This is a genomic window from Nocardioides sp. LS1, assembly GCF_003865225.1.
GTDB classification, from domain to species: domain Bacteria; phylum Actinomycetota; class Actinomycetes; order Propionibacteriales; family Nocardioidaceae; genus Nocardioides; species Nocardioides ginsengisegetis.
The window spans coordinates 564412-588013 of the sequence record NZ_BIFF01000002.1 but is presented as its reverse complement, the minus strand read 5'-3'; the positions used below and the strand labels follow the sequence as shown (position 1 = coordinate 588013).

Annotated in this window: 26 protein-coding genes and 1 tRNA gene; 11 read left to right on the top strand and 16 right to left on the bottom strand. The window is 71.7% G+C overall.

The genetic code is table 11. The annotated features are described in order from the left end of the window. Nucleotides 1-9 precede the first annotated feature (9 nt). The 9 genes from fliF to EJF31_RS07590 form a co-directional block, all read right to left on the bottom strand. Nucleotides 10-1614: a flagellar basal-body MS-ring/collar protein FliF gene (gene fliF, locus EJF31_RS07630; RefSeq protein WP_125036494.1), complete on the bottom strand. Its 1605-nt coding sequence runs from the start codon at nucleotides 1612-1614 to the stop codon at nucleotides 10-12. Next, nucleotides 1611-1949: a flagellar hook-basal body complex protein FliE gene (gene fliE / locus EJF31_RS07625; protein WP_260430698.1), complete on the bottom strand. Its 339-nt coding sequence runs from the start codon at nucleotides 1947-1949 to the stop codon at nucleotides 1611-1613. Before fliE ends, fliF begins: the two co-directional genes overlap by 4 nt. Before the next feature lie 5 nt (nucleotides 1950-1954). Next, a complete protein-coding gene (locus EJF31_RS07620; protein ID WP_125036492.1) occupies nucleotides 1955-2347 on the bottom strand; it encodes a flagellar basal body rod protein FlgC in 393 nt (130 codons plus the stop codon). Beyond that, entirely contained in the window at nucleotides 2347-2703 is a 357-nt protein-coding gene (locus tag EJF31_RS07615) for a flagellar basal body protein (protein WP_125036491.1), read from the bottom strand. Before EJF31_RS07615 ends, EJF31_RS07620 begins: the two co-directional genes overlap by 1 nt. 144 nt (nucleotides 2704-2847) lie before the next feature. Then, the gene (locus EJF31_RS07610; protein ID WP_125036490.1) at nucleotides 2848-3177 is read right to left on the bottom strand and encodes a hypothetical protein; all 330 of its coding nucleotides are present in this window, start codon (nucleotides 3175-3177) and stop codon (nucleotides 2848-2850) included. Then, entirely contained in the window at nucleotides 3174-3572 is a 399-nt protein-coding gene (gene fliS / locus EJF31_RS07605) for a flagellar export chaperone FliS (protein WP_125036489.1), read from the bottom strand. Before fliS ends, EJF31_RS07610 begins: the two co-directional genes overlap by 4 nt. A 20-nt stretch (nucleotides 3573-3592) precedes the next feature. Next, nucleotides 3593-4939 carry a flagellar filament capping protein FliD gene (gene fliD / locus EJF31_RS07600; RefSeq protein WP_125036488.1) on the bottom strand — a complete coding sequence of 449 codons (1347 nt, stop codon included), beginning with the start codon at nucleotides 4937-4939 and terminating at the stop codon, nucleotides 3593-3595. 130 nt (nucleotides 4940-5069) lie between these two features. Beyond that, nucleotides 5070-6227, bottom strand: a complete 1158-nt coding sequence (locus EJF31_RS07595) for a flagellin (RefSeq protein WP_125036487.1) — start codon at nucleotides 6225-6227, stop codon at nucleotides 5070-5072. A gap of 107 nt (nucleotides 6228-6334) precedes the next feature. Beyond that, a complete protein-coding gene (locus tag EJF31_RS07590; RefSeq protein WP_260430697.1) occupies nucleotides 6335-7180 on the bottom strand; it encodes a sigma-70 family RNA polymerase sigma factor in 846 nt (281 codons plus the stop codon). 343 nt (nucleotides 7181-7523) lie between these two features. On the opposite strand from EJF31_RS07590, the gene EJF31_RS07585 reads away from it, so the two are divergent. From EJF31_RS07585 to EJF31_RS07555, 7 genes are all read left to right on the top strand, one after another. Continuing rightward, nucleotides 7524-8000 (top strand): flagellar protein FlgN, encoded by a 477-nt coding sequence (locus EJF31_RS07585; RefSeq protein WP_125036485.1) that lies wholly within the window; start codon nucleotides 7524-7526, stop codon nucleotides 7998-8000. Nucleotide 8001: 1 nt separating this feature from the next. After that, nucleotides 8002-9363 (top strand): flagellar hook-associated protein FlgK, encoded by a 1362-nt coding sequence (gene flgK, locus EJF31_RS07580; RefSeq protein WP_125036484.1) that lies wholly within the window; start codon nucleotides 8002-8004, stop codon nucleotides 9361-9363. Beyond that, nucleotides 9360-10247, top strand: coding sequence for a flagellar hook-associated protein FlgL (gene flgL, locus EJF31_RS07575; RefSeq protein ID WP_125036483.1), 888 nt, complete (start codon nucleotides 9360-9362; stop codon nucleotides 10245-10247). The genes flgK and flgL overlap by 4 nt, the downstream gene beginning before the upstream one ends. A gap of 28 nt (nucleotides 10248-10275) precedes the next feature. Next, the gene (gene fliW / locus EJF31_RS07570; protein WP_125036482.1) at nucleotides 10276-10665 is read left to right on the top strand and encodes a flagellar assembly protein FliW; all 390 of its coding nucleotides are present in this window, start codon (nucleotides 10276-10278) and stop codon (nucleotides 10663-10665) included. A gap of 37 nt (nucleotides 10666-10702) precedes the next feature. Continuing rightward, nucleotides 10703-10933, top strand: coding sequence for a carbon storage regulator CsrA (csrA, locus tag EJF31_RS07565; protein ID WP_125036481.1), 231 nt, complete (start codon nucleotides 10703-10705; stop codon nucleotides 10931-10933). Nucleotides 10934-11077: 144 nt separating this feature from the next. Further along, on the top strand, nucleotides 11078-12685 hold the full coding sequence (locus EJF31_RS07560; RefSeq protein ID WP_307718968.1) for an MDR family MFS transporter: 1608 nt from the start codon (nucleotides 11078-11080) through the stop codon (nucleotides 12683-12685). Nucleotides 12686-12726: 41 nt separating this feature from the next. Continuing rightward, nucleotides 12727-13167 (top strand): MarR family winged helix-turn-helix transcriptional regulator, encoded by a 441-nt coding sequence (locus EJF31_RS07555; RefSeq protein ID WP_125036480.1) that lies wholly within the window; start codon nucleotides 12727-12729, stop codon nucleotides 13165-13167. A 96-nt stretch (nucleotides 13168-13263) separates the two neighbouring features. Here EJF31_RS07555 and EJF31_RS07550 read toward each other — a convergent pair whose 3' ends face one another. From EJF31_RS07550 to EJF31_RS07540, 3 genes are all read right to left on the bottom strand, one after another. Next, the gene (locus tag EJF31_RS07550; RefSeq protein WP_125036479.1) at nucleotides 13264-14865 is read right to left on the bottom strand and encodes a glycoside hydrolase family 13 protein; all 1602 of its coding nucleotides are present in this window, start codon (nucleotides 14863-14865) and stop codon (nucleotides 13264-13266) included. A 75-nt stretch (nucleotides 14866-14940) separates the two neighbouring features. Further along, on the bottom strand, nucleotides 14941-15705 hold the full coding sequence (locus EJF31_RS07545; RefSeq protein WP_221767492.1) for a hypothetical protein: 765 nt from the start codon (nucleotides 15703-15705) through the stop codon (nucleotides 14941-14943). After that, on the bottom strand, nucleotides 15702-17042 hold the full coding sequence (locus tag EJF31_RS07540; protein WP_125036477.1) for a deoxyribodipyrimidine photo-lyase: 1341 nt from the start codon (nucleotides 17040-17042) through the stop codon (nucleotides 15702-15704). The genes EJF31_RS07545 and EJF31_RS07540 overlap by 4 nt, the downstream gene beginning before the upstream one ends. A gap of 90 nt (nucleotides 17043-17132) precedes the next feature. Between EJF31_RS07540 and EJF31_RS07535 the strand changes: the two genes are divergently transcribed. Further along, the gene (locus EJF31_RS07535) at nucleotides 17133-17819 is read left to right on the top strand and encodes a metal-dependent transcriptional regulator (RefSeq protein WP_125036476.1); all 687 of its coding nucleotides are present in this window, start codon (nucleotides 17133-17135) and stop codon (nucleotides 17817-17819) included. Between the two features lie 224 nt (nucleotides 17820-18043). Further along, nucleotides 18044-18415, top strand: coding sequence for a hypothetical protein (locus EJF31_RS07530; protein WP_125036475.1), 372 nt, complete (start codon nucleotides 18044-18046; stop codon nucleotides 18413-18415). Nucleotides 18416-18424: 9 nt separating this feature from the next. Here EJF31_RS07530 and EJF31_RS07525 read toward each other — a convergent pair whose 3' ends face one another. Beyond that, complete coding sequence (locus tag EJF31_RS07525) at nucleotides 18425-19243, bottom strand: NAD-dependent protein deacetylase (RefSeq protein ID WP_125036474.1); 819 nt, start codon at nucleotides 19241-19243, stop codon at nucleotides 18425-18427. Beyond that, on the bottom strand, nucleotides 19240-19509 hold the full coding sequence (locus EJF31_RS07520; RefSeq protein ID WP_125036473.1) for a DUF2277 domain-containing protein: 270 nt from the start codon (nucleotides 19507-19509) through the stop codon (nucleotides 19240-19242). The genes EJF31_RS07525 and EJF31_RS07520 overlap by 4 nt, the downstream gene beginning before the upstream one ends. Nucleotides 19510-19581: 72 nt before the next feature. Here EJF31_RS07520 and EJF31_RS07515 point away from each other — a divergent pair, with 72 nt between their 5' ends. Next, nucleotides 19582-20766 carry a trans-acting enoyl reductase family protein gene (locus tag EJF31_RS07515; protein ID WP_125036472.1) on the top strand — a complete coding sequence of 395 codons (1185 nt, stop codon included), beginning with the start codon at nucleotides 19582-19584 and terminating at the stop codon, nucleotides 20764-20766. 36 nt (nucleotides 20767-20802) lie between these two features. Here EJF31_RS07515 and EJF31_RS07510 read toward each other — a convergent pair. Next, nucleotides 20803-20875: transfer RNA gene (locus tag EJF31_RS07510), tRNA-Arg, on the bottom strand. 146 nt (nucleotides 20876-21021) lie between these two features. Between EJF31_RS07510 and EJF31_RS07505 the strand changes: the two genes are divergently transcribed. Beyond that, entirely contained in the window at nucleotides 21022-21714 is a 693-nt protein-coding gene (locus EJF31_RS07505) for a hypothetical protein (RefSeq protein WP_125036471.1), read from the top strand. 7 nt (nucleotides 21715-21721) lie between these two features. Here the strand turns inward: EJF31_RS07505 and argS are convergent, their stop codons facing one another. Continuing rightward, nucleotides 21722-23488 (bottom strand): arginine--tRNA ligase, encoded by a 1767-nt coding sequence (gene argS, locus EJF31_RS07500; RefSeq protein WP_125036470.1) that lies wholly within the window; start codon nucleotides 23486-23488, stop codon nucleotides 21722-21724. Nucleotides 23489-23602 lie beyond the last annotated feature (114 nt).

Sequence of the window (23602 nt, the reverse complement as noted above, 5' to 3'; positions counted from 1 at the left end):
CGGGAGCCATCACGGGCGTTCCACCAGCCAGCCGCGGAGCAGGGCGGCGACGTCCTCGGGCTGGCGCTCGACGAGGTCGGCCAGCTCCCGGCGCATCTCGTCGGCCGCGTTGTTCTCCGACCGCTCCAGGGCCGCGAGGGCGGGCGAGGTCTCGATGGCGGCCGTGGTCGTCGTACGGCGGGAGGCGTCCTGGCGCAGCTGCTCGACGAGGTACGTCGTGGCGTCCTCGCGCTGCTTGGCCCTGCGGCGCCCGCGCAGCCAGGCGAGGAGGACGGCCAGGGCGATGGCGACCGCGATGCCGATGTTGCGGAAGAGCGCCATGTCGCGGGCCTTCTTCTCGGCGGCCTTGGCGGCGGCGAGCTCGGCGGCGGCGGCGTTGTCGGCGGTGCGGTCGAAGGCCATCGTCGACACGTCGAGGGTGTCGCCCCGCTTCTTGTCGATGCCCATCGCCGCGGCCACCATCTTCTGCACGTCGGACGGGTTGATCATCCGGGCGGCCGCGGTGTCGAGCACGACGGCGGCGTGGAGCGAGTTGATGCTGCCCGGCGCGGTCTCGCGGTGCTCGACGACGGTGCCGACGGCGTTGTCCTCGGTCACCGACTCCTTCTTGTACGACGAGGAGCCGCTGCCGCCGGTCGCGCCGACCCCCGGGCCCATCTGTCCGTCGGGTCCGACGACGCCCGTGGAGCCTCCGCCACCGCCGGGGCCCGCGTAGGTCTCGGTCTGCGAGGACGACGACAGCGGAACGGCGTTGTGGTCGGTCGTGTAGGTCGTCGTGTCCTGCACGGCCTTGTCGAAGTCGAGGTCGGCGGTCACCTGCACGGTGGAGTTGCCCGGCCCGAGCACCCGGTCGAGCACGCTCTGGACCTTGGCGCTCATCTGGTTCTGGAAGTCGGTCAGCTGCTGGTCGCGGCTGCTCGCGCCGAGGCCGGCGGCGTCGCTGCTGGAGAGCATCCGCCCCTGGGCGTCCGCGACGGTCACGTTCTCCGGGGTGAGCCCGTCGATGCTGGAGGCGACCAGGTGCACGACCGACTGGACCTGCTCGGGCGTGAACGTGGTGCCGGCCGAGGTGTCGAGCATGACCGATGCGGTGGGCGGGTCCTGCTGGTCCGCGAAGACCTTGGCCGGCGGCAGCGCCAGGTGCACGATCGCGGCGTCGACGCCGTCCATCGCCTCGATGGTCTTGGCGAGCTCGCCCTCCATCGCGCGCTTGAAGTCGGTCTGCTCCTGGAACTGCGAGGTCGAGATGCTCTGGTTGTCCAGCAGCGAGTAGCCGCCGCCGCTGTCACCGCTGTTGCCGGGCAGGCCCTTGCCGCTGAGCGCGATCCGGGTCGCATAGACCTGGTCCTTGGGCACCATGACCGTGCTGCCGTTGTTGGCCAGCTCGTAGGGGACGCCCTCGGCGTCGAGCTCGTCGATCACCGCCGAGGCGTCGCTGGAGGCGAGGTTGCTGAAGAGCGGCGCGTAGTTGGGGGTCGCCGCCCAGCGGAAGACCATGAGGGCCGCGAGCAGCACCGCGGCGCCGCCGATGATCGCCACGACCTTCTGGCCGGTCGTGAACGCGAGGAAGGAGTCACGCACGCGGGCGAGCGAGCGCGAGAGGTTCTGCTTCATCCGACCTGCATCCGCATGATCTCGTTGAAGGCCTCGAGGGCCCGGTTGCGCACGGCCACGGTGAGCTGCGTGCTGACCGAGGCCTCGGTCGCGGCGATCGTGTAGTCGTGGATGTTGTCGAGGTCGCCGGTCGCGGCCTTGACGGCCAGCTGGTCACTGCGGTCCTGGACCTGCTCGAGCCGGTCGATGCCGTCGAGCACCATCGAGCCGAACGCGTGGCCCGAGGCCGACTGCACGCCGGAGCCGGCGGTCGCAGCGGTGGCCGGATTCGTGGGGAGCGTGGGGGCGACGTACGGCGTGAAGCCGCTCATCTGCACGCCCTCGATGCCGGACATGCTCATCAGCCACGACCGATCTGCAGCGCGCTGCTGTAGGTGTCCTGGGCGTCCTTGGTGACCTGGACGGAGGCCTGGAAGCCGCGCTGGGCCATGACGAGCTGGGTCATCTGGCTGGCGAGGTCGATGTCGGGGGCGCGGACGTAGCCGTCGGCGTCGGCCAGCGGGTTGGACGGGTCGTTGACGAGCCGGCCGGTGGCGTCGCCGAGCGCGATGCCGGTGACCTCCACGCCGCCGCCGGCCGCCGAGGCGAGGACCGGCATCTGGGCCTGGAAGGCACCCTGGCTGGTCGGGGTGATCGTGTTGACGTTGGCGATGTTGTTGGCCAGGGCGTCCAGCCACGTCTGGTGCGCGCCGAGCGAGGAGCCGGCGATCCGGAGCAGGTCGAAGGCACCCATCACTGGCCGCCCGCGGCGGTCTTGATCAGGTCGAAGCGGTCGCTCGTGGCGCGCGTGAGGACCTGGTACTGGAACTGCGACTGCACCGCCGCCAGCGTCTCCTTGCGGAGGTCGACGTTGTTGCCGTTGGCGCCGACCGGGGTGTCGGTGGGCGTCTCGGTCGGCACGACCGCGGCGCTCAGGTCGCCCGAGGAGATCGCCGCGCGCAGGCTGGTCTCGAAGTCCACGCTCGTGGCGCGGTAGCCGGGGGTGTCGACGTTCGCGATGTTGTCAGCGATGACCCGCTGGCGCAGGGCGATGCCGTCGAGGGCCGAGCTGAGCACGGCTCCGACGGCGTCGGGGAATGCGAAGGACACGCCTGCCTCCGAGAAGCGACGAGGGCGGTGCCGTTCCTTCGGCGGGGTCGAGCGATCCGTGCTCAGGGCTCCATTCGGCTCCCCGGGACGGCACCTGAGCGGAATCGTCCGCCCATTTCGCCGACCCGGAGCAACTGCCGGGGATCAGGCGTCGACGTCGACGTACACGGGGCGTCCGGCACGACCCGTCGCGCGGTCCACGCGGTCGGCGAACTCGTGCTGGCGGCGCAGGTCGCCGAGCCGCGCGGCCAGGGCTTGCTGGACGCGCTCCTGCCGGGCCCTGATCGTCAGGGCCCGCTCCACGAGGTCGGCCGGGATGGGGCCGGCGAGCTGCGGCTCGTCCCACGACTCCATGTCCGCCGCGGCCGGGTCGTCCAGCATCCTCTCGGCGTGGATCACGTCGAGCTCGAGGCGGTCGAGCGCGGTCTCCCAGTGCAGGTGCTGGCGGTACTCGGTCGGGAGCGCCGTCCTCATGCGCTGACGGACATCAGGCCGAGCGCGGCCTCACGCCAGGTGTCACGCAGCACCACGACGGTGTTGAGGCAGAAGTCGGTGATGCGTTGGTCCTTGGCGATGTTGGCGCGGACGAGCTCGCCGTGGAGGTAGTCGTAGAGCGAGGCCAGCCCGGGCCCGCCCTCCCAGCCGTCGGCGTTGAGGCTCGCGTTGAGCTCGAGCACGATCTCCTGCGCGTGCAGCAGGGGCTCGTGGGCCTGGCTCGGCTGGCCGGACTTCAACGCCGCGGAGGCCCGCTCGAGGTCGAGCACGAGGCGTTCGTAGAGCATCACGAGCAGCTGCGCCGGGCTGGCGGTCTGCACGGAGGCGGCGAGGTAGGTCTCGCGTCCGGCGGCGGCCGTCTTGGAGGGGTACATCATCGATTTCCTTCCGTGGTTCACGATGAGGTGGGGAGGTGGGCGAGCTGTCCGGCGAGCCAGTTCCCTTGGCTCTGCAAGTTGGACAGTGCGGTTTCCAGTGCGGTGTAGGTCTGTTGGAGGGAGGTACGCCGCAGGGCGAGGCGGTCGTCCCAGGCGGCGATGTCGTCGCTGAGTCGGTCGATGGTGGTCTTCCGGCCGGTGATGGCGGCGGTGATCGTCCCCGTCGTGCCGTCGCTGGCGGACTTCGCGACCGCGGCGACGCGGGCGGCGAAGCCGTTCGCGGATGCCGAGGCGCTGGTGGTGAACTTCGCAGCGGTCCCGGCCGGGTCGGCGGCGTAGGCCTTGTCGAAGGCATCACCGCCGAAGACGAGCTTGCCGAAGCGGTCGGTCTGGATCCCGAGGCTCGCCATCGACGTGTTGTCGCCGCCGAACACCGTGTCGGCGAGCGCACCGCGGAGGCTGCGGACCGTCGGGTCTCCCGAGAGCGGTCCTGCCGCGGTGGTGCTGGTGGCACTGGCGCTCTGCGAGTCGATGGAGCCGAGGACGCCGTTGAGCTGGTCCACGAGCGCCTTGACGGTCGCACGCACGGACGAGGAGTCCTGGGCGACGGTGATCGTGCTTGTCCTGCCCGGGGTCGCGTCACCTGACAGCGTCAGGCTGATGCCGGGTGCGAGCTCGGTGAAGGTGTTCGTCGACGACGTCGCCGTGATTCCGAGACCGAGACTGACCTGGGCGTCCTGGCCCGCGCGTACGGCGGCGCCGCCGAGCAGCGCGCTCCCGTCGGCGTTGGTGAGGGTGAAGTCGGACGTGGCACCGGTCTTGGTCGACTGCGTGAGGAGGCGGTAGCTGCCATCGGCGACGCGGAGTGCGGTGGCGGTGACACCGGTGTCCGCGGTCGAGCCGTTGATGGCGGCGACGAGTGACTGGAGGGAGCCGTCGCCGGTCGCGAGGTCGTGGACGATCCCGTCGTGGGTCGTGAGGTGGACCGACGAGCCGGTCACGACGGCGGAACCGGTCAGGGGGGCAGCGTCGTTGAAGCCGAGCTGGTGCGCGAGGGCGAGCCGGTCGACGGTGACCGCGAAGCTCGCGGGTTGGGCGGCGCTGCCGGCGGTGACGGTGACGTCGGATGTCGACGACGTGCCCTTCAGGGTCTGCCAGGCGGACGGCTTGGCCAGCGACTCGGCCCGGCTGCTGAGCAGGGAGACGTCGGTGTTGAGCGACTGGAGCGCCGAGACGACGGACTTCTGGGTCGTCTGCTGGCTCTTGAGACGGTTCTGGGGGACCGCCTCGAGCTGCATGAGCTGGTCGATGATCGAGGCGGTGTCGAGCCCGCTCGCGAGGCCGCTGATGCTGCTGGTGGCCATCAGTCCTCCATCACTCGCTCGGTCGGGTCAGGTCCGCGGGGCGAAGGCCCCGGTGTCCCCGGGAGGGCGAGCCCTCCCGGGGACCAGGTTGTCATCGGCGCGACCGTCTCCGACGGCCGCGCCGTCGACGTCAGCGCAGCAGGGAGAGAACGCCCTGCGGGGCCTGGTTGGCCTGCGCCAGCATGGCCGTGCCGGCCTGCGACAGGATCTGCGAGCGGGTGAAGTTCATCATCTCGCTGGCCATGTCGGTGTCGCGGATCCGGCTCTCCGACGCGGACAGGTTCTCGACCGCGACGTTGAGGTTGTTGACCGTGTGCTCGAACCGGTTCTGGTAGGCACCCAGCTGGGCACGCGCGGTGGAGATGTTCTTGATCTGCGCGTCGATGCGCGAGATCGAGTTCTGCGCGTTGGCAGCCGAGCTGTAGTCCAGACCCGTGCCCGCGGCGGCGACCGAGGCGCCGACACCGGTGCCCGGGCTGGCCTGGGTGCCGGCCGTGTTGCCGCCGACGACCGTGGCACCGCTCTTGGACTGGACGACCAGCTTGTTGCTCGAGTCCACCGACGCCGTCAGGTCCGACGAGAACGCCGAGTCCTTGTTGAGGGTGTCGGCCAGCTGCTGGACCGTCTTGATGCTGCCCGCCGCGCCGACCGAGGCCGACGTGATGGTGCTGTCGACGCCGCCCTTGGAGGTGGTGAAGGTCATCGCGCCGGTGACGTTGGTCGGCGTGAGGACGTCCATCGAGACGCCGGACGCTGCCGAGCCGAGGGTGTTGGCGATGGCCTTGACGTTCGCGCCGGACAGGTCGACGGCGATCTGGGAGTTCGCGTCACCGTCGGCGCCGACCTGGAACTTCAGGGTGCCGGCCGAGCCGTCGAGCAGCTTGGTGCCGTTGAAGTTGGTCGACTGGCCGATCCGGTCCAGCTCCGAGACGAGGCTGTCCGACTCGGTCTTGATGTTGGCGCGCGCGTCGGCGTTGTTGCTGTCGTTGGCGCCCTGGACGGCCAGGTCGCGCAGACGCTGGAGCACCGAGTGCACCTCGGTCAGCGCACCTTCCGTGGTCTGCACGACGGAGACGCCGTCCTGCGCGTTGCGGACGGCGACCTTGAGGCCACCGACCTGCGAGCGCAGGCCCTCGGAGATCGCGAGACCGGCGGCGTCGTCGGCGGCGCGGTTGATGCGGAAACCGCTCGACAGCTTCTCGAGCGACTTGCTCATCTGGCCCTGGGTGACCGACAGGTTGCGGTACGAGTTCAGGGCGTCGATGTTCTGGTTGATGCGAAGACTCATGATGAATCCCTCCTGGATGTTCGAGTCAGAGCTGGAGTCCGTCCGTGGGCTCCGTGCCTGTTCCTTCGGCCGGGAGGAGTGCGGGTTGAGGAACTTCGCGGAAGTTTCTAGGCCGTGGCATTGACCGGCGTGCCGCCGGCCATGCGGCGTACGCCGGCGGCGTGGCGGGTCGCCACGGCGGCGAAGTAGGCCTCGCGGCGCTGGGCTGCGCAGCCCTGCGGCCGGGCGTGCGGCACGACGAGCTCGGGCTCGAGCTCGTGGTTGAGCGCGTCGCGCAGGAGGATCAGTGCCTCGGCCCGGATCTGGGAGATGCGGGACTCCGAGACGCCGAGGGTCTCGGCGATCTCGGCCATCGGCCGCTCGTTGAGGAAGTACTGCTCCACCACGACGCGCATCCGCTCGGGCAGCTCGGCCACGGCCTCGGAGAGGTAGGTGAGCCGCTCGGCGTGCTCGGCCTGGACCTCCGGGCTGGGCGTGGTGCTGACCAGGGTCTCGGCGAAGGAGTTGTCCTCCGACGCGTGGAGGGAGAGGACCTGGGCGCGGGCCACGTCGTCACCGTTGGCGACGACCTCCTCGACGGAGAGGCCGGCGGAGCTGGCGACCTCGGCGTCCGTCGCGGGACGGCCCAGGGTGTTGGCCAGCGTGGTGCGGGTGGCGTCGAGCTCGCGGGCGCGACGGCGGACCGAGCGCGAGGCCCAGTCGATGCTGCGCAGCTCGTCGACGATGGCGCCGCGCACGCGGGTGGCGGCGTACCGGCTGAAAGGGACGCCACGCGACTCGTCGAAGGCGTGCGCAGCCTGCACGAGGGCGGCGAGTCCGGCCGAGGTGAGGTCGTCGCGGTCCACGTGGGACGGCACCCTGGCGATGGTCTCGCGGACGATGTGTCCGACCAGTGCCATGTGCTGAACGATCAACGCCTCGGATCCCGGCGGGACGTTGTGGTGGGGGGTCACGATCGGCGATTGTTCAGTCCACCGGGCGCCGCTGTCCGGGTTTTTGCGAAGGAAAGTAAAGAGAATTTCATATGAGCGGGCCGCGGCGGCCGAAGGGAACCGTTCGGTCCTCGGCGTCATCCTCCGAACGGTCATCCGGCATGGCCCGTCCGGGTCAAACCCGCGGGTAACCTGCCGTTGACCTGCGATCGCGAGGGCGTCGCGGTGCCCACGACGATAGCCCGGGGGAGGCCCCGCGTGGGCCGCTTCGACACTCTTCGGCCAAACGCCTCAGTAACCGCGCTCCCTGCCGATGGTGGTGGTGACACCGAAAACCACCGCGCACGAGTGAGGGGGCCGCATCGTGGAGAAGTTGTCACTGATCCTCTGGCGTGAGCGCGAGCTGCTGGAGACGCTGCACTACCGGCTCGAGGTCGAGCAGCTGGTCATGGCCCACGGCCAGACCCGCTGGCTGGCAGCCGCAGCCCGCGACGTCGAGACCGTCCTCGACCAGGTCCGCGACGTCGAGCTGATGCGTGCGATCGCCGCCGACGAGGCCGCCGCGGTCCTGGGCCTCGCGCCCAACCCCAGCCTGTCGGGGCTGATCGCCGCCGTCGACGAGCCCTGGTCCTCGATCCTGGCCGACCACCGCGACGCGTTCGCGGCGACCAGCGAGGCCATCACCCGCGTCGCCGAGGCCAACCGCGGCCTGATCTCCGCGGGCCTCCGTGCCGCGCACGAGACGCTGCTCGGCCTGAGCGGGTCCGCGCAGACCTACACGCCCTCCGGCACCACGGTCGGCGAGTCCGCCCGCAGCGTGCAGCTGGACCGGAGCCTGTGACGTGAGCGGGACGTTCTCTTCTCTCAACACGGCCCTGAGCGGGCTGCGCTACCAGCAGATCGCCCTGGACGTGGCGGGCACGAACGTCGCGAACGCGACGACCGAGGGCTACGTACGCCGTCGCGTGGCCGGCGAGACCCTCGCCCCGGGGGTGACCCCGGCGCTGTGGTCGCGCTCGCAGGACTACGGCAACGGCGTCCGCGCGACCGGGATCACCCGGCTGGTCGACCCGTTCCTCGACGCCCGCTCGCGGGTCGAGCACGGCAACCAGTCCTACCTCGACACCCAGGCTGCGGTCCTCGCCCGTGTCGAGACCGGCTTCGCCGAGCCCGGCGACAACGGCGTCTCGGCCGCCGTGACGGACTTCCGCAAGTCCCTCCACGACCTGGTCAACGCGCCGGGCAGTGAGGCCGCGCGCAGCCAGGTGCTGGGCAAGGCAGGCACCGTCGCCGACGCCATCCGCTTGCAGGCGCACAACGTGTCCACGGAGATCGCCGACCAGCGCGGTCGCCTCGGGGTCACCCTGACCGAGGTCAACACGGTCGCCGCCGACCTCGCGGACACCAACCGTTCGCTCGCCTCCGCGAAGCTCGCCGGCTCCGACGCCACCACGCTCGCCGACACCCGCGACCGGCTCGCGCTGCGGCTCTCGGAGCTCACGGGTGCGACCGCGACGGTCCGCGACGACGGCGGCATGGACGTCGCCCTGAACGGGGTGTCGCTGGTCAGCGGCCAGTCTGCCGGGACGGTCAGCGCCTCGGTCGGTAGCCCGACCAACTTCACGATCGGCCCGGCGGGCACCACGGTGCCCGGCACGCTCGGGGGGATCGTCGGCGCGGTCGCCGAGCTGGTCGACCACACCCTCCCCGACTATGCCGCGGGCCTGGACGCGATCGCCAAGGACTTCGCCGACGCGTTGAACACCCAGCACGCTGCGGGCTACGACCTGGCGGGCAACGCGGGCGGCCCGTTGTTCTCCTACGACCCTGCCGATCCCGCTGGCAGCCTGCAGGTCGCCGTCACCGACCCGGCGCTCGTGGCCGCGTCGTCGGTGCCCGGCGGCGGTCTCGACGCCGGCAACGCCGACGACCTGATCGGCGCCATCGCGGTCGAGGACCCCTACCAGCGCTTGGTCAACGGCTTCGGCACCCAGGTCGCCTCCGTCCGCCGCCGCGCCGACAACCAGCAGGCCCTGACCAACCAGGTCGACAACAGCCGCGAGCAGCTCGCCGGCGTCAACCTCGACGAGGAGACCGTCAACATGCTCACCGCCCAGCGGTCCTACGAGGCCGCCGCCCGGTTGATGACGACCCTCGACTCCGTCCTCGACACCCTCGTCAACCGCACCGGAATGACCCGATGACCGTCACCCGCGTCACCCAGACCATGCTCAGCCGCCGAGCCCTCGACGGACTGCAGGCCGGCCTCGGCCGCGTCTCGCGCGTCCAGGAGCAGCTCTCCACGGGCCGGATCATCAACCGGCCCTCGGACGACCCGACCGGCGCCACCGCGGCGATGCGGTTGCGCTCGTCGGTGGCGGACCAGCAGCAGTACGCCCGCAACGCCAACGACGGCGCGGGCTGGCTCGACCACATCGACACCACGCTGGGCTCGATGACCAGCCAGGTCCGCCGCGCCCGTGAGCTGGCGATCGGTGGCATCAACGGCGCCGTGGGAGGCCCGTCGCGCGAGGCGATGGCGACCGAGGTCGACCAGCTCCGCGCCGGGCTGATCGGCGACGCGAACGCGACGTACCTCGGCCGTCCGGTCTTCGGCGGCATCACCTCGGGCGCCGCGGCGTACGACGCCACGGGGGCCTACATCGGCAAGCCGGGCGAGGTCGTGCGCACCGTGGCGGACGGCGTGAAGGTCCGCGTCGACCAGGACGGTCCGTCGGCGTTCGGGATCGACGGCGACTCGGTCTTCGACCACCTCGCGACGCTGTCCACCGCGCTGCGCGCCGGTGACCAGGCCGGGATCGCGACGGCGATCGACGTGCTGGACAAGGACGGCACCCGCATCACCAACGCCCGCACCGACGTCGGGACGCGCGCGGCCCGGATCGAGCAGGCACACGCGCTGGCCGGTGACGCCGAGCTGTCGCTGACCTCGGCACTGTCCGAGATCGAGAACACCGACCTGCCCAAGGCGACCGTGGACCTGCAGCTCCAGCAGGTCGCCTACCAGGCCGCCCTCGCGGCGACCGCGAAGGTCATCCAGCCGAGCCTGATGGAGTTCTTGCGATGATGGCCCCGTCCCTAGCGGTTGGAGACCCATGACCGACGTGCCCGTCATCGAGATGGTGCGGCCGATGCCCGGATTCCCCGAGCGCCGGCGCTTCGCGCTGGTGCAGCTCGACGACGACGGCGTGCTCTGCAGCATGACGTCGCTGGACGAGCCGGACCTGCGCTTCCTGGTGGCCCCGCCGGGCCGCTTCTTCCCCGACTACGCCCCCGAGGTCGAGGACGACGTGCTGTCCGACCTCGCGATCGAGTCCTCCGACGACGTACTCCTGCTGGTGGTCCTCAACGCCGCCGGCGGCTCGCTGGCCACGACCACGGCCAACCTCGCCGCCCCGGTCCTGGTCAACCCGACCACCCGGCGCGGCGGGCAGATCGTCCTGGACGCCCCCGGCCTGCCCGTCGCGGCGCCCCTGCTCGGGTGAGTCGGCTGCGCTCGGGCGCTACCGGTAGCGTGGCGGCATGCTGGTTCTGAGCCGTCGTCCGGGGGAGAGCGTCGTCCTCGGCGAGGACATCACCATCACGATCCTCGAGGTGCGCGGCGACGTGGTCCGCGTCGGCATCGACGCCCCGCGCTCCCTCAAGGTCCACCGCGCCGAGCTGCTCGCCCAGCTCGAGGAGAGCAACCGCCAGTCGGCGTCCCCGAGCGAGGACGTCGTCGCCAGCCTCACCCGCGCCCTGCACCACGACTGACGCCGACCCGTCGTTCGTTGACGGCGTACGGCGCCCACCCGTCGCGTGTTGACGAGTGGCGGACGTCTCATTGGTTGCCGGATGCAACCTTTTCGGAATATAGTTGCCGTTAGCAACCTTATTCTCCCCGTGAAGCGAGCATCCGTGAGCAGCCATACCGTCCCCCCGTCCACCCCCACGTCGGGCCCCGCCTCGACCGAGGCCGCCGTCGCGATGACGCACCGCGAGGTGATGGAGGCGCTCAGCGGCCTCCTGCTCGCCATGTTCGTCGCGATGCTGTCGAGCACGGTCGTGAGCAACGCGCTGCCGCGGATCGTCTCGGACCTGCACGGCAGCCAGTCCGGCTACACGTGGGTCGTCGTCTCGACGCTGCTGGCCATGACCGCGACCACCCCGATCTGGGGCAAGCTGGCCGACCTGTTCAGCAAGAAGCTGCTGGTGCAGAGCGCGCTGGTCATCTACTCCGTCGGCTCGCTGGTCGCCGCGGTCGCCCCCAACATGGGCGTCCTGATCGGCGCCCGCGTCGTCCAGGGCCTCGGCGTCGGCGGCCTGACCGCCCTCGTCCAGGTCGTCATCGCCACGATGGTCTCCCCGCGTGAGCGCGGTCGCTACTCCGGCTACCTCGGCGCGGTCTTCGCGCTCGCCACCGTCAGCGGCCCGCTCATCGGCGGCGTGATCGTGGACAGCGCCCTCGGCTGGCGCGGCTGCTTCTTCGTCGGCCTGCCCGTCGCCCTCGCCGCGTTCATCCTGCTCCAGAAGACCCTGCACCTGCCGGTCGTGAAGCGCGACGTCCGGATCGACTACCTCGGCGCCACGCTCATCGTCTCCGGCGTCTCGATCCTGCTCGTGTGGGTCTCCCTCGCCGGCAACCAGTTCGCCTGGGGCTCGGCCACCAGCGCGCTGCTCGTCGTCGCGGGCCTGCTCGTCGTCGCCGCCGCGGTGTACGTCGAGGCGAAGGTCGCGGCCGAGCCGATCATCCCGCTGCGCCTGTTCAAGGACCGCACCACCGCGCTCGCCACCGCCGCCTCGGTGTTCATCGGCGTCGCGATGTTCGGCTCCACGGTCTACCTCAGCCAGTACTTCCAGCTCGCCCGCGGCATGAGCCCCACCCGCGCGGGCCTGATGTCGATCGCGATGGTCGGCGGCCTGCTCGTCTCCAGCATCATCACCGGCCGCATCATCAGCGACACCGGCCGCTGGAAGCGCTGGCTGGTCGGCGGCATGGTCCTCGTGATCGCCGGGCTCGGCCTGCTCGGCCAGGTCGACGACACCACCAACCTCGCGGTGGTCGGCCTGTTCATGGCGATCCTCGGCCTCGGCCTCGGCGCCACCATGCAGAACCTCGTCCTCGCCGTGCAGAACAACGCCACCCAGTCCGACATGGGTGCGGCCAGCTCGGTCGTCGCGTTCTTCCGCTCGATGGGCGGCTCGATCGGCGTCTCGGCCCTCGGTGCGCTGCTCAGCCACCAGGTCGCCGACAAGGTCGCGTCCGGCCTGGCCGCGATCGGCGTGAGCACCGACGGCGCCGAGAGCCACTCCATCCCGGACCTGGCCACCCTGCCGGCGCCGGTGCGGGTCGTCTTCGAGCACGCCTTCGGCGCCTCGATCGGGGAGCTCTTCCTCGTCGCGATGCCCTTCGCGGTGCTCGCCCTGGTCTGCGTGTCCTTCATCCGCGAGGTGCCGCTGCGCACCACCAACCTGACCGAGGCCGACCTCGCCCCCGAGGCGACGTCCGAGCTCGCGGCCCGGTGACCACGGTGAGCACCACGACCTCCGGCCCTACGATCACCCGGGTGAGCGCGTCCCGCCCCGAGTCGCTGCGGCAGCTCGAGCACGAGGTCGGCGTGCTGATCCGGCGGATCAGGCGCGTCATCGGCGAGCGGTCGCGTGCGGTCCACCCGGACCTCCAGCCCGCGTCGTACCTCCTGCTGGCCTACCTCGCCGAGAGCGGTCCGATGCGGTCCTCGGCGATCGCCGGGACCTTCGACGTCGACAAGGGCGCCATCAGCCGCCAGGTGCAGCACCTGGTCGACCTCGGCCTGGTCGACCGGCAGCCGGACCCCGACGACGGCCGGGCGACGCTGGTCTCGGCGAGCAAGAGCGCCGTACGCCGCCTGGCCGAGGTCTCCTCGGAGCGTCGGCGCTGGCTCGACGAGCGACTCTCGGACTGGTCCGACGACGACCTGCGCGGGCTGGTCGAGTCGCTCGGTCGCTACAACGGCGCGCTCGACTGAGGTCCGTCATCGTTCAATTGCTGGGAATGACACCTGCTCCGGACCGGAACAGGTGCCATTCGGCGCAATTGAACGATTGCGCGCAACCCCGGAAGGTCAGCCCAGCCAGACCGCGGTGTCGGGCGGCAGCTTGCCGCCCTCGACCGCTCCGCTCGCGAGCAGAACGTCGCCCGCCGGGAGCGCGACGGCTGCGGTGCCGCAGTTCAGCACGACGGTGACCGGCCCGCGGCGGAACGCGAGGACGTCCGCGCCCAGGTCGATCATCTCGACGTGGTCGTCGATGCCGGTCGTGTGGGCACGCCGCGCCGCCAGCGCCTCGCGGTAGAACGAGAGCGTCGAGGTCGGGTCGTCCTGCTGCGCCTCGACCGAGAGCCCCGCGTAGGACGAGGGCTGCGGCAGCCAGGGCTGGCCGGTGCCGGGGCCGAAGCCGAACGGCGCGGCCGTGCCGCTCCACGGGATCGGCACGCGGCAACCGTCGCGGCCCTCCTCGCCGGTGCGGAACCACGACGGGTCCTGCCGGAAGTCCGGGTGCACCTCGTCCTGCTCCAGGCCGAGCTCCTCGCCCTGGTAGAGGTAGGCCGAGCCGGGCAGCGACAGCATCGTCATGGTCGCGGCCTTCGCGCGGGCGAGGCCGACCGGGCCGCCGCCGTAGCGCGTCACGTGCCGGACCACGTCGTGGTTGCTCAGCACCCACGTGGGTGAGGCGCCCACCGGGGCCAGGGCGTCGAGCGTCCCGGTGATCACGTCCGCGAACGCCGGGGCCGACCACGGCGCGAGCAGCCAGCTGAAGTTGAAGCTCTGGCTCATCTCGTCGGGCCGCACGAAGCGCGCCATCGACTCGGGAGTCTGGGTCCAGGCCTCGGCGACGGTCATCCGGTCGCCGTCGTACTTCTCCAGGATCCGGTGCCAGCGGCGGTAGACGTCGTGCACCTCGGGCTGGTCCCACATGGGCTCGTCGCGCAGGGTGCGCTCCACCATGCTCGAGGGCGGCGCGGCGGAGGCAGCGGAGGCCCCGGGGACCTCGTCCTCGGCGATCTCCTGGTCGCGCAGGCTCTCGACCTTGAAGAGCCCGTGCGCCACGTCGACGCGGAACCCGTCGACCCCGCGGTCGAGCCAGAACGTCAGCACGTCCTCGAACAGGTCGCCGACCTCGGGGTTGCGCCAGTCGAAGTCGGGCTGGGTGCTGTCGAAGAGGTGGAGGTACCACTGGCCATCCTCGACGCGCGTCCACGCGGGACCGCCGAAGACCGACTCCCAATTGTTGGGCGGCAGTTCGCCGGCCTTGCCGCGGCCGTCGCGGAAGAGGTAGCGCGCGCGCTCGGGGCTGCCGGGGCCTGCGGCCAGGGCGGCCTGGAACCACTCGTGCTGGTCGGAGGAGTGGTTGGGGACGAGGTCGACGATCACCTTCAGGCCGAGCTCGTGGGCACGGTCGAGCAGCGCGTCCGCGTCGGCGATGCTGCCGAAGAGCGGGTCGACGTCGGTGTAGTCCGCGACGTCGTAGCCGTGGTCGTTCTGGGGCGAGGTGTAGAAGGGCGTGATCCACAGCGCGTCGACGCCAAGGTCGCGCAGGTAGGGCAGTCGCGAGGTGATCCCCGGCAGGTCGCCGATGCCGTCACCGTCGAGATCGGCGAAGCTGCGGACGTAGACCTGGTAGGTGACCGCGTGCCGCCACCACTCGTTTTGAACGTTCAAACCCATGGGACACGATCCTTCCCAAGACGCCCCGCCGTGGTCAACCCGGCGTGGTCGGACTCACGGCCGCCGGGGAAGGCCTCAGGCGAACGCCGCCGGGTCCACCGCCACCCACACGTGCTCGGCGGTCGCGACCACGCGCCCGTCGGAGTCGTAGAGGGCCGAGGCGGTGAAGGTCTTGCGCCCCTCCTGCCCGCGAGCCAGCCCGACGACCACGTGCTCCTCACCGATCACCGGCAGCGCGTCCACACGGGCGGTCATGCCGACGAGCACCATCAGCCGCTCGGTCAGGTCGCCGGCCCAGCCCCCGATGCAGTCCAGCGCCGCCCAGGTCACCGGCAGCGACGCGCGCGGCAGCTCGTCGCGGGTCTGCTGGAAGTCGTCGCCGGTGCTGGGGTGCGGCCGCCAGACGGCCGCGATCCGGGTCGCGCCGTCCTGCTCGGTGACCGGCCCCGCGAAGATCCGCAGCCCGTCGCCCTCGGCCCGGTCGGTGCCGCAGGCGAAGCAGGTGGGGAAGGGGTGCGAGACCAGACCGGGGTAGGAGGCCATGGCGGCCCGCGCCTCGGCCGGCGACACCGGCTCCACCACCACCGGCTCGTCGTCCACGATGCTCGCCCGGGCCACCACGGCACCGCCGAACGTCGCGACGGTCGCGCCGTCCTCGTCGGCCACCGACATGGGGGTGTCGAGCGGCGGCGGCTGCCGCAGCGCGACCCGTACCGTCGGCCAGGACCGGGCCCGCGGGTCGGGGTCGACCAGGGCCGCCAGGGCGCCGGAGGTCCAGCCGCCGTTGCCCGACGACGGCGGCCCGCAGAACCGGCGCGGCACGATCAGCTCCCGGGTCATCGTCTGATGCTCTCCCATCGGCTCAGGGCCTCCTTGCGTTCGGTCGCGTGGTCGACCACCGGCAGCGGGTAGCCCACCTCGCGCCGGGTCGCCTCGTCGGGGTCGTGCGGGTCGGACACCCCGGCCAGCTCGGGCACCCACTGCCGGACGTAGGCGCCGGCCGGGTCGAACTTGCGACCCTGGCTGGTCGGGTTGAAGACGCGGAAGTACGGCGCGGCGTCGGTGCCGCACCCGGCAGTCCACTGCCAGCCGTGCTGGTTGGAGGCGAGGTCGCCGTCGACGAGCCAGCGCATGAAGTGGCGGGCGCCGTGCTGCCACTCGTGGTGCAGGTCCTTGACCAGGAAGCTGGCCACGATCATCCGCACCCGGTTGTGCATCCAGCCGGTCGCGCGCAGCTGGCGCATCCCGGCGTCGACGACCGGGAAGCCCGTGCGGCCCTCCCGCCAGGCCTCGAAGGCCGCGCCCGGCCCGTCGTGGGACATCTTCGCGAACTCCGGGCGGAGGTAGTCGCGCGCGGTCTCGGGCCGGGCGGCGAGGACGTCGGCGTAGAACTCACGCCAGGCCAGCTCCTTGCGGTAGGTGGCCGCCCCCTCGCTGCGCAGCCGCGCCAGGTCGGCGAGGAGGGTGCGCGGGTGGATCTCGCCCCACTTGAGGTGCACCGACATGTGGGAGGTGCCGTCGACGCCCGGCTTGTCGCGGTCGTCGGCATAGTCCGCCACCCGGTCGAGGAAGTCGCTCCACCGGCGCCGCGCCTCGGCCTCGCCGGCCGCCGGCAGCGCCACCCCGCCGGGCAGGGCCGGCTCGGGGAGGCCGACGGTGTCGTCCAGCGCCAGCCAGGAGCCGTGCTTCGGGGCGTCGACGGGTCCACGCCAGCCGTGGTCGGCCCACGCCTTCGAGAACGGCGTGAAGACCTTGTAGGGCTCGCCGGACCCGTTGGTCACCCGCCCCGGCGCCACGGCGTACGGCGAGCCGGTGCGGACCAGGTCGATCCCCGCATCGCCGAGGGCGGCCGAGACCCGCACGTCCCGGGCCCGGCCGTAGGGGCCGAAGTCGGCGGCCACGTGGACCCGACCCGCGCCGACCTCACGGGCCGCGGCCGGCACCCGCTCCACGGGGTCGCCCTCGACGACGGACAGCGAGGCACCCAGCTCGCGCAGCGACTCGTCGAGGGCACGCAGCGAGGCGGCGAGGTAGGCGCGGCGCACGTCGCCGGAGGGACCCCACAGCGCCGGGTCGAGCACGAAGAGGGGGAGCACGTCCCCGTCGGCGCAGGCCTCGAGCAGGGCGGGGTTGTCCCCGAGGCGGAGGTCGCGGCGGAACCACATGACGGCTGGCATCGACCCCCATGCTGCCACCCGCCCCCGACACCCCCCGACGACAGCGACCGGGCCGGCCCCGCGCGCGGGGCCGTAGGACAGAATGGCCCGGTGAGCGATCTGATCGACACCACCGAGATGTACCTCCGGACCATCTACGAGCTGGTCGAGGAGGGCATCGTCCCGTTGCGTGCCCGGATCGCCGAGCGCCTGCACCAGAGCGGCCCGACGGTCTCCCAGACCGTGGCGCGCATGGAGCGCGACGGCCTGCTGACCGTCGAGGGCGACCGCCACCTCCAGCTCACCGACGAGGGGCTCCGGCTCGCCACGCGGGTGATGCGCAAGCACCGCCTCGCCGAGCGGCTGCTCACCGACGTGATCGGCCTCGACTGGGAGTTGGTGCACGAGGAGGCGTGCCGCTGGGAGCACGTCATGTCCGAGACCGTCGAGCGGCGCCTCGTCGAGCTCCTCGGCCACCCCACGGAGTCGCCCTACGGCAACCCGATCCCGGGCCTCGACGAGCTGGGTGAGAGCTCGGTCAGCGAGGACTTCATGGACGGCGTCGAGTCGCTGTCCCGCGCCGCGACCAGCGGCGAGGGCCGGGTCCTGGTGCGCCGCATCTCCGAGGAGATGCAGAAGGACGAGTCGCTGATGAGCGCGCTGCGCCGGGTCGGCGCCCTGCCGGACAAGACCGTCACAGTCATCGCCACCGAGGAGGGCGTGCTGGTCGGGTCGGGTGGCGAGACCGCCGAGATCGTGCCCGAGGCGGCCGACCACATCTTCGTGCGCAAGCTCTGACGCCTGCGGGATTCCGGACCTGTCGGGTCCGCAATCGACCGGTCTGGACGTCTCGTCCCACAGGGCGAATCTTTACCTTCTTGTGGATCTCCCGTGGATCTTTGCCGGGTACCTTCTGCGCAACCCGTGGCCGTCGGACCACAGGGTGTCGTCGGGGGACGGCACGGTCCGACGAGGTGGTCGCGGCACTCGGTCGGGGGACCGGCACAAGGGGGACACGCACCATGGAGCTCATCGAGGTCGTCGAGCTGGCACCGGGACGCGAGGACGACACGGTCGTGATCGCCCATTCCGCGACGAGCCTGACGCGGGGGCTGGAGTTCGGCGAGGCCGTGGTCCTGCGCACCGCTGAGGGTGACCACTGGACCGCCAAGGTCCGCGACATCGGCTTCGAGGTCGACGACACCGTCTACACCCTCGACCTGGGCGCGCGCCTGCCCGACGACCTGGCCGCCGACCGGCTCGAGGGCCTCGACCCGCTGCGTCACGACCTGGAGCTGCACGAGGTCGTCGACCTGCTCGGCGACCTGCGCCGCCGCGGCGACCACGAGGCCGGCCCGACCGCTCTGGCCGACCTCCCGTTCGCGACCGTCTGACCCGCGGGCTCAGGCGGCCAGCGCCACCAGGAACTCGCTGCAGCCCACCTCGAGCTTGTACGCCGCCAGCTCGTCGCCGCGGGTCGTCCCGCGGTTGACGATCACCACCGGCGTCCCTGCCCGGGCCGCCCGGCGCACGAACCGGAAGCCGCTCATCACCGTCAGCGACGAGCCCGCCACCAGCAGCGCACCGTCCTGCTCCGGCAGCGCGTCGACCGCGGCGTAGCACCGCTCGACCCGCGGCGCCGGGACGTTCTCGCCGAAGAACACGACGTCGGGCTTGAGCACCCCGCCGCACTGCTCGCAGCCGGGCACCACGAACCCGGCGGTGTCCTCGAGGTCGACGTCGCCGTCGGGCCGGGTCGCGACCGCGGCGTGCCGCGCGGAGAAGTCCGGGTTGAGCTCGCCCAGCCGCGCCTGCAGCGCCGCCCGCGGCGACGTCGCCCGGCAGTCCAGGCACACGACGTCGGCGATCCGGCCGTGCAGCGCCACCAGGCTCCGCGACCCGGCCCGCTCGTGCAGGCCGTCGACGTTCTGGGTGATCAGCAGCCCGGGGTCGAGGCGGGCCAGCGCGTGGTGCCCCTCGTTGGGGTCCGCGCCCTTCATCCGCCCCCAGCCGAGGTGGCTGCGCGCCCAGTAGCGCTGCTGCGCCTCCGGCCCGCTCACGAACTCCTGGTAGGTCATCGGCATCCGCGCGGGGCTGTCCGGTCCGCGGTAGTCCGGGATCCCCGAGTCGGTCGACAGCCCCGCCCCGGTCAGCACCACGAGCGGCCGGCCGCGCAGCAGCGCCAGCGCGTCGGCGTACGTGGAATCGACCGAGACCGTCATCGGGCGTAGCGCAGCTGGGCCCGCGCGCGGGCCTTGTCGGCCTCCACCTCGCGGTTCTTCGGCGGGGCCGTCGTGACGAGGTCGTCGATGAGGTGCTGCGTGAGGTGCGCGATCTCGCGGACCGCCTGGTCGAACACCGCCTGGTTGGCGGCCGACGGCTTGGTCGTCCCGCTGACCTTGCGGACGTACTGCAGCGCCGCCGCGGTGACCTCGTCACGGGTCGCGGGCGGCTCGAAGTTGTTGAGGGGGCGGATGTTGCGGCACATGCGACCACGGTACGACGGTCCGGAGGGCGGCACCCCCTCGTCGCGGCGACGTCCGGGTGCAAAACTGGCGGTATGTCCGCTCCCCGCAACGCTGACCGCGAGTTCGACGTCGTCCTGTTCGGAGCCACCGGGTTCACCGGTCAGCTCACCGCCGAGTACCTCGCCCGGCACGCCCCCGACGGCCTGCGCTGGGCGCTGGCCGGCCGGAGTCCCGAGAAGCTCGAGCGGGTCCGCGACCGCCTCGCCGACATCGACCCCGAGCTGAAGCTCCTCGAGCTGCTGCACGCCGACGTCGCCGACCCGGCCTCGCTGGCCGACGTCGCCGGCCGCGCCCGCGTCGTGATCACCACCGTGGGCCCCTACATCACCTTCGGCGAGCCGCTCGTCGCCGCGTGCGCCGAGGCCGGCACCGACTACGTCGACCTCACCGGCGAGCCGGAGTTCGTCGACCTGATGTACGTCGCCCACCACGCCACCGCCGAGCGCACCGGCGCCCGGATCGTGCACGCGTGCGGCTTCGACTCGATCCCGCACGACCTGGGCGCCTGGTTCACCGTGCAGGAGCTCCAGGCGGCCGGCCCGGTCACGGTCCGCGGTGTCGTCCGCGCCAGCGGCATGGCCTCCGGCGGCACCTTCCACTCGGCGATGACCGCGCTGTCGCGCACCAAGCTGGTCAAGCAGGCCGCCGTCGCCCGCCGCCGCGCGGAGACCCGCCCGGAGGGTCGCTCCTCCAAGGCCGTCGCCGCCCGGCCGCACCGCGACAAGCTGCTCGGCTACTGGCTGCTCCCGTTGCCGACGATCGACCCGAGCATCGTGGCCCGCAGCGGCGCCGCGCTGGCGTCGTACGGCCCGAAGTTCCGCTACTCCCACTTCGCCGGCACCAAGACCCTCCGGTACGCCGCCGGCGGGGCCGGTGCCGTCACCGCCCTCGGCCTGGCGGCGCAGGTCAAGCCGCTGCGCAACGCCCTGCTCGGCCGGATCAAGCAGGGCGAGGGCCCGGGGGAGGCCAAGCGCGAGAAGTCCTGGTTCACCGTCGACTTCGTCGGCGAGGGCGACGGTCGGGTCGTCCACACCCGCGTCTCGGGCGGCGACCCGGGCTACGGCGAGACGTCCAAGATGCTCGCCGAGTCGGCCCTGTGCCTGGCCTTCGACGACAACCCGGACGTGGCGGGCCAGGTCACCACCGCCCAGGCGATGGCCGAGAACCTCAAGGCCCGCCTCGTCGCCGCCGGCATCCGCTTCGAGGTCATCGACTGAACAAACCCGTCCGGCGGCCGATCGGCCGCCGGACGGTGCCCCAGGCAAGAGTCGAACTTGCGACCTTTCGCTTAGGAGGCGGCTGCTCTATCCACTGAGCTACTGGGGCGGGTGACGTGATGTCGACGCACATCTTGTCATTCGGGCGGGCGGCGTAACGAACCGCACTCGCCGCGACAAGTAGTGGACAGATGGGCGTACTGTGCGCCACGTCACACCGCCCGGCACGCCGGGCCCGTTCACGGGAGGACCCCCATGGCGCTGCTCAGCCACTCCGCGTTCAAGCTCGTCTCGGCCACGTCGGCGATGGCCGTCGCCGGCCTGCTCACGCTCTCGGCCCCCTACGCCAGCGCCGCCAGCGGCGACTCCGACCACGACGGGATGCCCAACCGCTGGGAGATCCGCCACGGCCTGAACCCCCACAAGGCCGACGCCCGCGGTGACAAGGACCGCGACGGGCTCCGCAACATCCAGGAGTTCCGCCACCACACCGACCCCAGCGACCAGGACACCGACAACGACGGCGACGACGACGGCGACGAGGTCGGCGACGACTCCTCGACCACCGACCCGACCGACAGCGACACCGACGACGACGGCACCGTTGACGGTGACGAGGACGCCGACCACGACGGTGTCGACAACGAGGACGAGGACGACGCCGAGGAGTCCTGCCAGGCCGACGACGGCGACGCCGACCAGGACGGCATCGACAACGAGGACGAGAACGACTTCGGCACCAACGCCCACGACGCCGACTCCGACGACGACGGCAGCCCGGACGGCGCCGAGGACTCCGACGGCGACGGCACCGACAACCAGACCGAGGACGACGCCCAGGACGACGCCGACGACCAGGGCGAGGACGAGACCGACCAGTGCCAGTCCGGCGACCAGGGTGGCAGTGACGACGCCAAGGCCGGGACCACCTGGTACGTCGTGCGCTGAGAGGCGGCTACATCCGCTCGGGTGACCCCATCCCGAGCAGGCCGAGACCCTGGTCGAGCACGGCCAGGGTCACTCGGCACAACGTCAGGCGCGAGGCCCGCACGTCGAGGTCGTCGCCCTTGAGCACCGGGCAGTTGTCGTAGAACGTCGTGAACGTCTGCGCGAGCTCGAAGAGATAGGTGCACAGCCGGTGCGGCTCGAGGGCCTCGCCGACCTGCACCACGACCGGCGCGAAGCCGAGCAGCGCCAGCATCAGCGCGCGCTCCGCCTCCTCGCCGACGCGGACCTCACCGGCCACCGCCCCTGCCTCGTCGGCACGGCGCAGGATCGACCGGATCCGCGCCGCGGCGTACTGCAGGTAGGGGCCGGTGTTGCCCATGAGCGAGACCATCCGGTCCAGGTCGAAGGTGTACTCGCTGTCGTGGGCCACCGAGAGGTCGGCGTACTTCACCGCCCCGATCCCGACCTGGCGCGCGATCACTGCCCGCTCCTCCTCGTCGAGGTCCGGCCGCGACTCCGCGAGGCCGGCGGCCGCCCGGGCGACCGCCTCGTCGAGCAGCGCCCGCAGCCGGATGGGGGCGCCGGAGCGGGTCTTGAGAATCTTGCCGTCCGGGCCGAGCACGTTACCGATCTGGACGTGCACGACCTCGACGTCGGCGGGCAGCCAGCCGGCCTCGCGGGCGGCGGCGAAGACCATCCGCAGGTGCAGGTCCTGGGGCGCGCCGATGACGTAGAGGACCCGGTCGGCGTGCAGGTCGGTGACCCGGTGCCGGATCGTGGCGAGGTCGGTGGTGGCGTAGCCGTAGCCGCCGTCGCTCTTGCGGATGATCAGCGGCTGCGGCTTGCCCTCGCGGCCGGTGAAGCCGTCGAGGAAGACGCACAGCGCGCCGTCGCTCATCGTCGCGATGCCCTTGCGCTCCAGCTCGTCGCAGATGCCGGGCAGGTCGTCGTTGTAGTTGCTCTCACCGGCCAGGTCGTCGTCGGTGAGGGTCACGTCGAGGAGCGAGTAGATCGAGTTGAAGTACGTCGTGGACAGCTCGATCAGCTCGTGCCAGAGCCGCAGGGTCTCGGGGTCGCCGGCCTGGAGCGAGACCACCCGACGCCGGGCCCGGGCGGCGAAGTCCTGCCCGCCGGCGGCCTCGTCGGCGTCGAACTTCGCCCGGGCGGCCTGGTAGAAGGCGTTGGGGTCGCTGACGAGCAGCTCGGCCTCGGGGGAGTGCTCGCCGACCTCGAGCAGGTGCTCGATGAGCATGCCGAAGGGGGTGCCCCAGTCGCCGATGTGGTTCTGTCGCACGACGCGGTGGCCGAGGTGCTCCAGCGTCCGGGCGAGCGCATCGCCGACCACGGTGGTGCGCAGGTGCCCCACGTGCATCTCCTTGGCCACGTTGGGCGCGGAGTAGTCGATCGGGACGACCAGCGGCTCCTGCTCCGGTACGGCGAGCCGCGGGTCGGCGGCCAGCGCGGTGACCCGGTCGGCGAGCCACTGGTCGGCCAGCGTCAGGTTGACGAAGCCGGGTCCGCTCACGACCGGCGCCTGGGCGACCCCGGCGACGTCGAGGTGGGCCACGATCGCGTCGGCGACCGCCCGCGGGTTGCTGCCCAGTCGCTTGGCCAGCGCGAGCGCCACGTTGGCCTGGTAGTCGGCGAACTGCGAGGGCCGGATGACCGGGTCGACCTCGGCGTACTCCGGTCCGAAGGCGGCGCCGAGCGCACGCTGGAGTCGGTCGGTGAGCACGTCGCTGGGGAAGCCGGTCACGGCGCGAGGGGCGGTCATGCGGCTCAGGGTATGCGGGTCCGGTCACACTCGCGGACGCGAGGGTTTGGGCGAGGGTTTGTCGGAACAGGCTGGTCAGCGAGACCATTTGGATCTTGCGCGTAAGTTCGCCAT

What these genes read in the sequence shown, in the direction of transcription:
- fliF (WP_125036494.1), bottom strand. Translation starts at nt 1,614, where the DNA reads ATGAAGCAGAACCTCTCGCGCTCGCTCGCCCGCGTGCGTGACTCCTTC.
- fliE (WP_260430698.1), bottom strand. Translation starts at nt 1,949, where the DNA reads ATGTCCGGCATCGAGGGCGTGCAGATGAGCGGCTTCACGCCGTACGTC.
- EJF31_RS07620 (WP_125036492.1), bottom strand. Translation starts at nt 2,347, where the DNA reads ATGGGTGCCTTCGACCTGCTCCGGATCGCCGGCTCCTCGCTCGGCGCG.
- EJF31_RS07610 (WP_125036490.1), bottom strand. Translation starts at nt 3,177, where the DNA reads ATGAGGACGGCGCTCCCGACCGAGTACCGCCAGCACCTGCACTGGGAG.
- fliS (WP_125036489.1), bottom strand. Translation starts at nt 3,572, where the DNA reads ATGTACCCCTCCAAGACGGCCGCCGCCGGACGCGAGACCTACCTCGCC.
- fliD (WP_125036488.1), bottom strand. Translation starts at nt 4,939, where the DNA reads ATGGCCACCAGCAGCATCAGCGGCCTCGCGAGCGGGCTCGACACCGCC.
- EJF31_RS07595 (WP_125036487.1), bottom strand. Translation starts at nt 6,227, where the DNA reads ATGAGTCTTCGCATCAACCAGAACATCGACGCCCTGAACTCGTACCGC.
- flgL (WP_125036483.1), top strand. Translation starts at nt 9,360, where the DNA reads ATGACCGTCACCCGCGTCACCCAGACCATGCTCAGCCGCCGAGCCCTC.
- fliW (WP_125036482.1), top strand. Translation starts at nt 10,276, where the DNA reads ATGACCGACGTGCCCGTCATCGAGATGGTGCGGCCGATGCCCGGATTC.
- csrA (WP_125036481.1), top strand. Translation starts at nt 10,703, where the DNA reads ATGCTGGTTCTGAGCCGTCGTCCGGGGGAGAGCGTCGTCCTCGGCGAG.
- EJF31_RS07550 (WP_125036479.1), bottom strand. Translation starts at nt 14,865, where the DNA reads ATGGGTTTGAACGTTCAAAACGAGTGGTGGCGGCACGCGGTCACCTAC.
- EJF31_RS07545 (WP_221767492.1), bottom strand. Translation starts at nt 15,705, where the DNA reads ATGACCCGGGAGCTGATCGTGCCGCGCCGGTTCTGCGGGCCGCCGTCG.
- EJF31_RS07540 (WP_125036477.1), bottom strand. Translation starts at nt 17,042, where the DNA reads ATGCCAGCCGTCATGTGGTTCCGCCGCGACCTCCGCCTCGGGGACAAC.
- EJF31_RS07530 (WP_125036475.1), top strand. Translation starts at nt 18,044, where the DNA reads ATGGAGCTCATCGAGGTCGTCGAGCTGGCACCGGGACGCGAGGACGAC.
- EJF31_RS07525 (WP_125036474.1), bottom strand. Translation starts at nt 19,243, where the DNA reads ATGACGGTCTCGGTCGATTCCACGTACGCCGACGCGCTGGCGCTGCTG.
- EJF31_RS07520 (WP_125036473.1), bottom strand. Translation starts at nt 19,509, where the DNA reads ATGTGCCGCAACATCCGCCCCCTCAACAACTTCGAGCCGCCCGCGACC.
- EJF31_RS07515 (WP_125036472.1), top strand. Translation starts at nt 19,582, where the DNA reads ATGTCCGCTCCCCGCAACGCTGACCGCGAGTTCGACGTCGTCCTGTTC.
- EJF31_RS07505 (WP_125036471.1), top strand. Translation starts at nt 21,022, where the DNA reads ATGGCGCTGCTCAGCCACTCCGCGTTCAAGCTCGTCTCGGCCACGTCG.
- argS (WP_125036470.1), bottom strand. Translation starts at nt 23,488, where the DNA reads ATGACCGCCCCTCGCGCCGTGACCGGCTTCCCCAGCGACGTGCTCACC.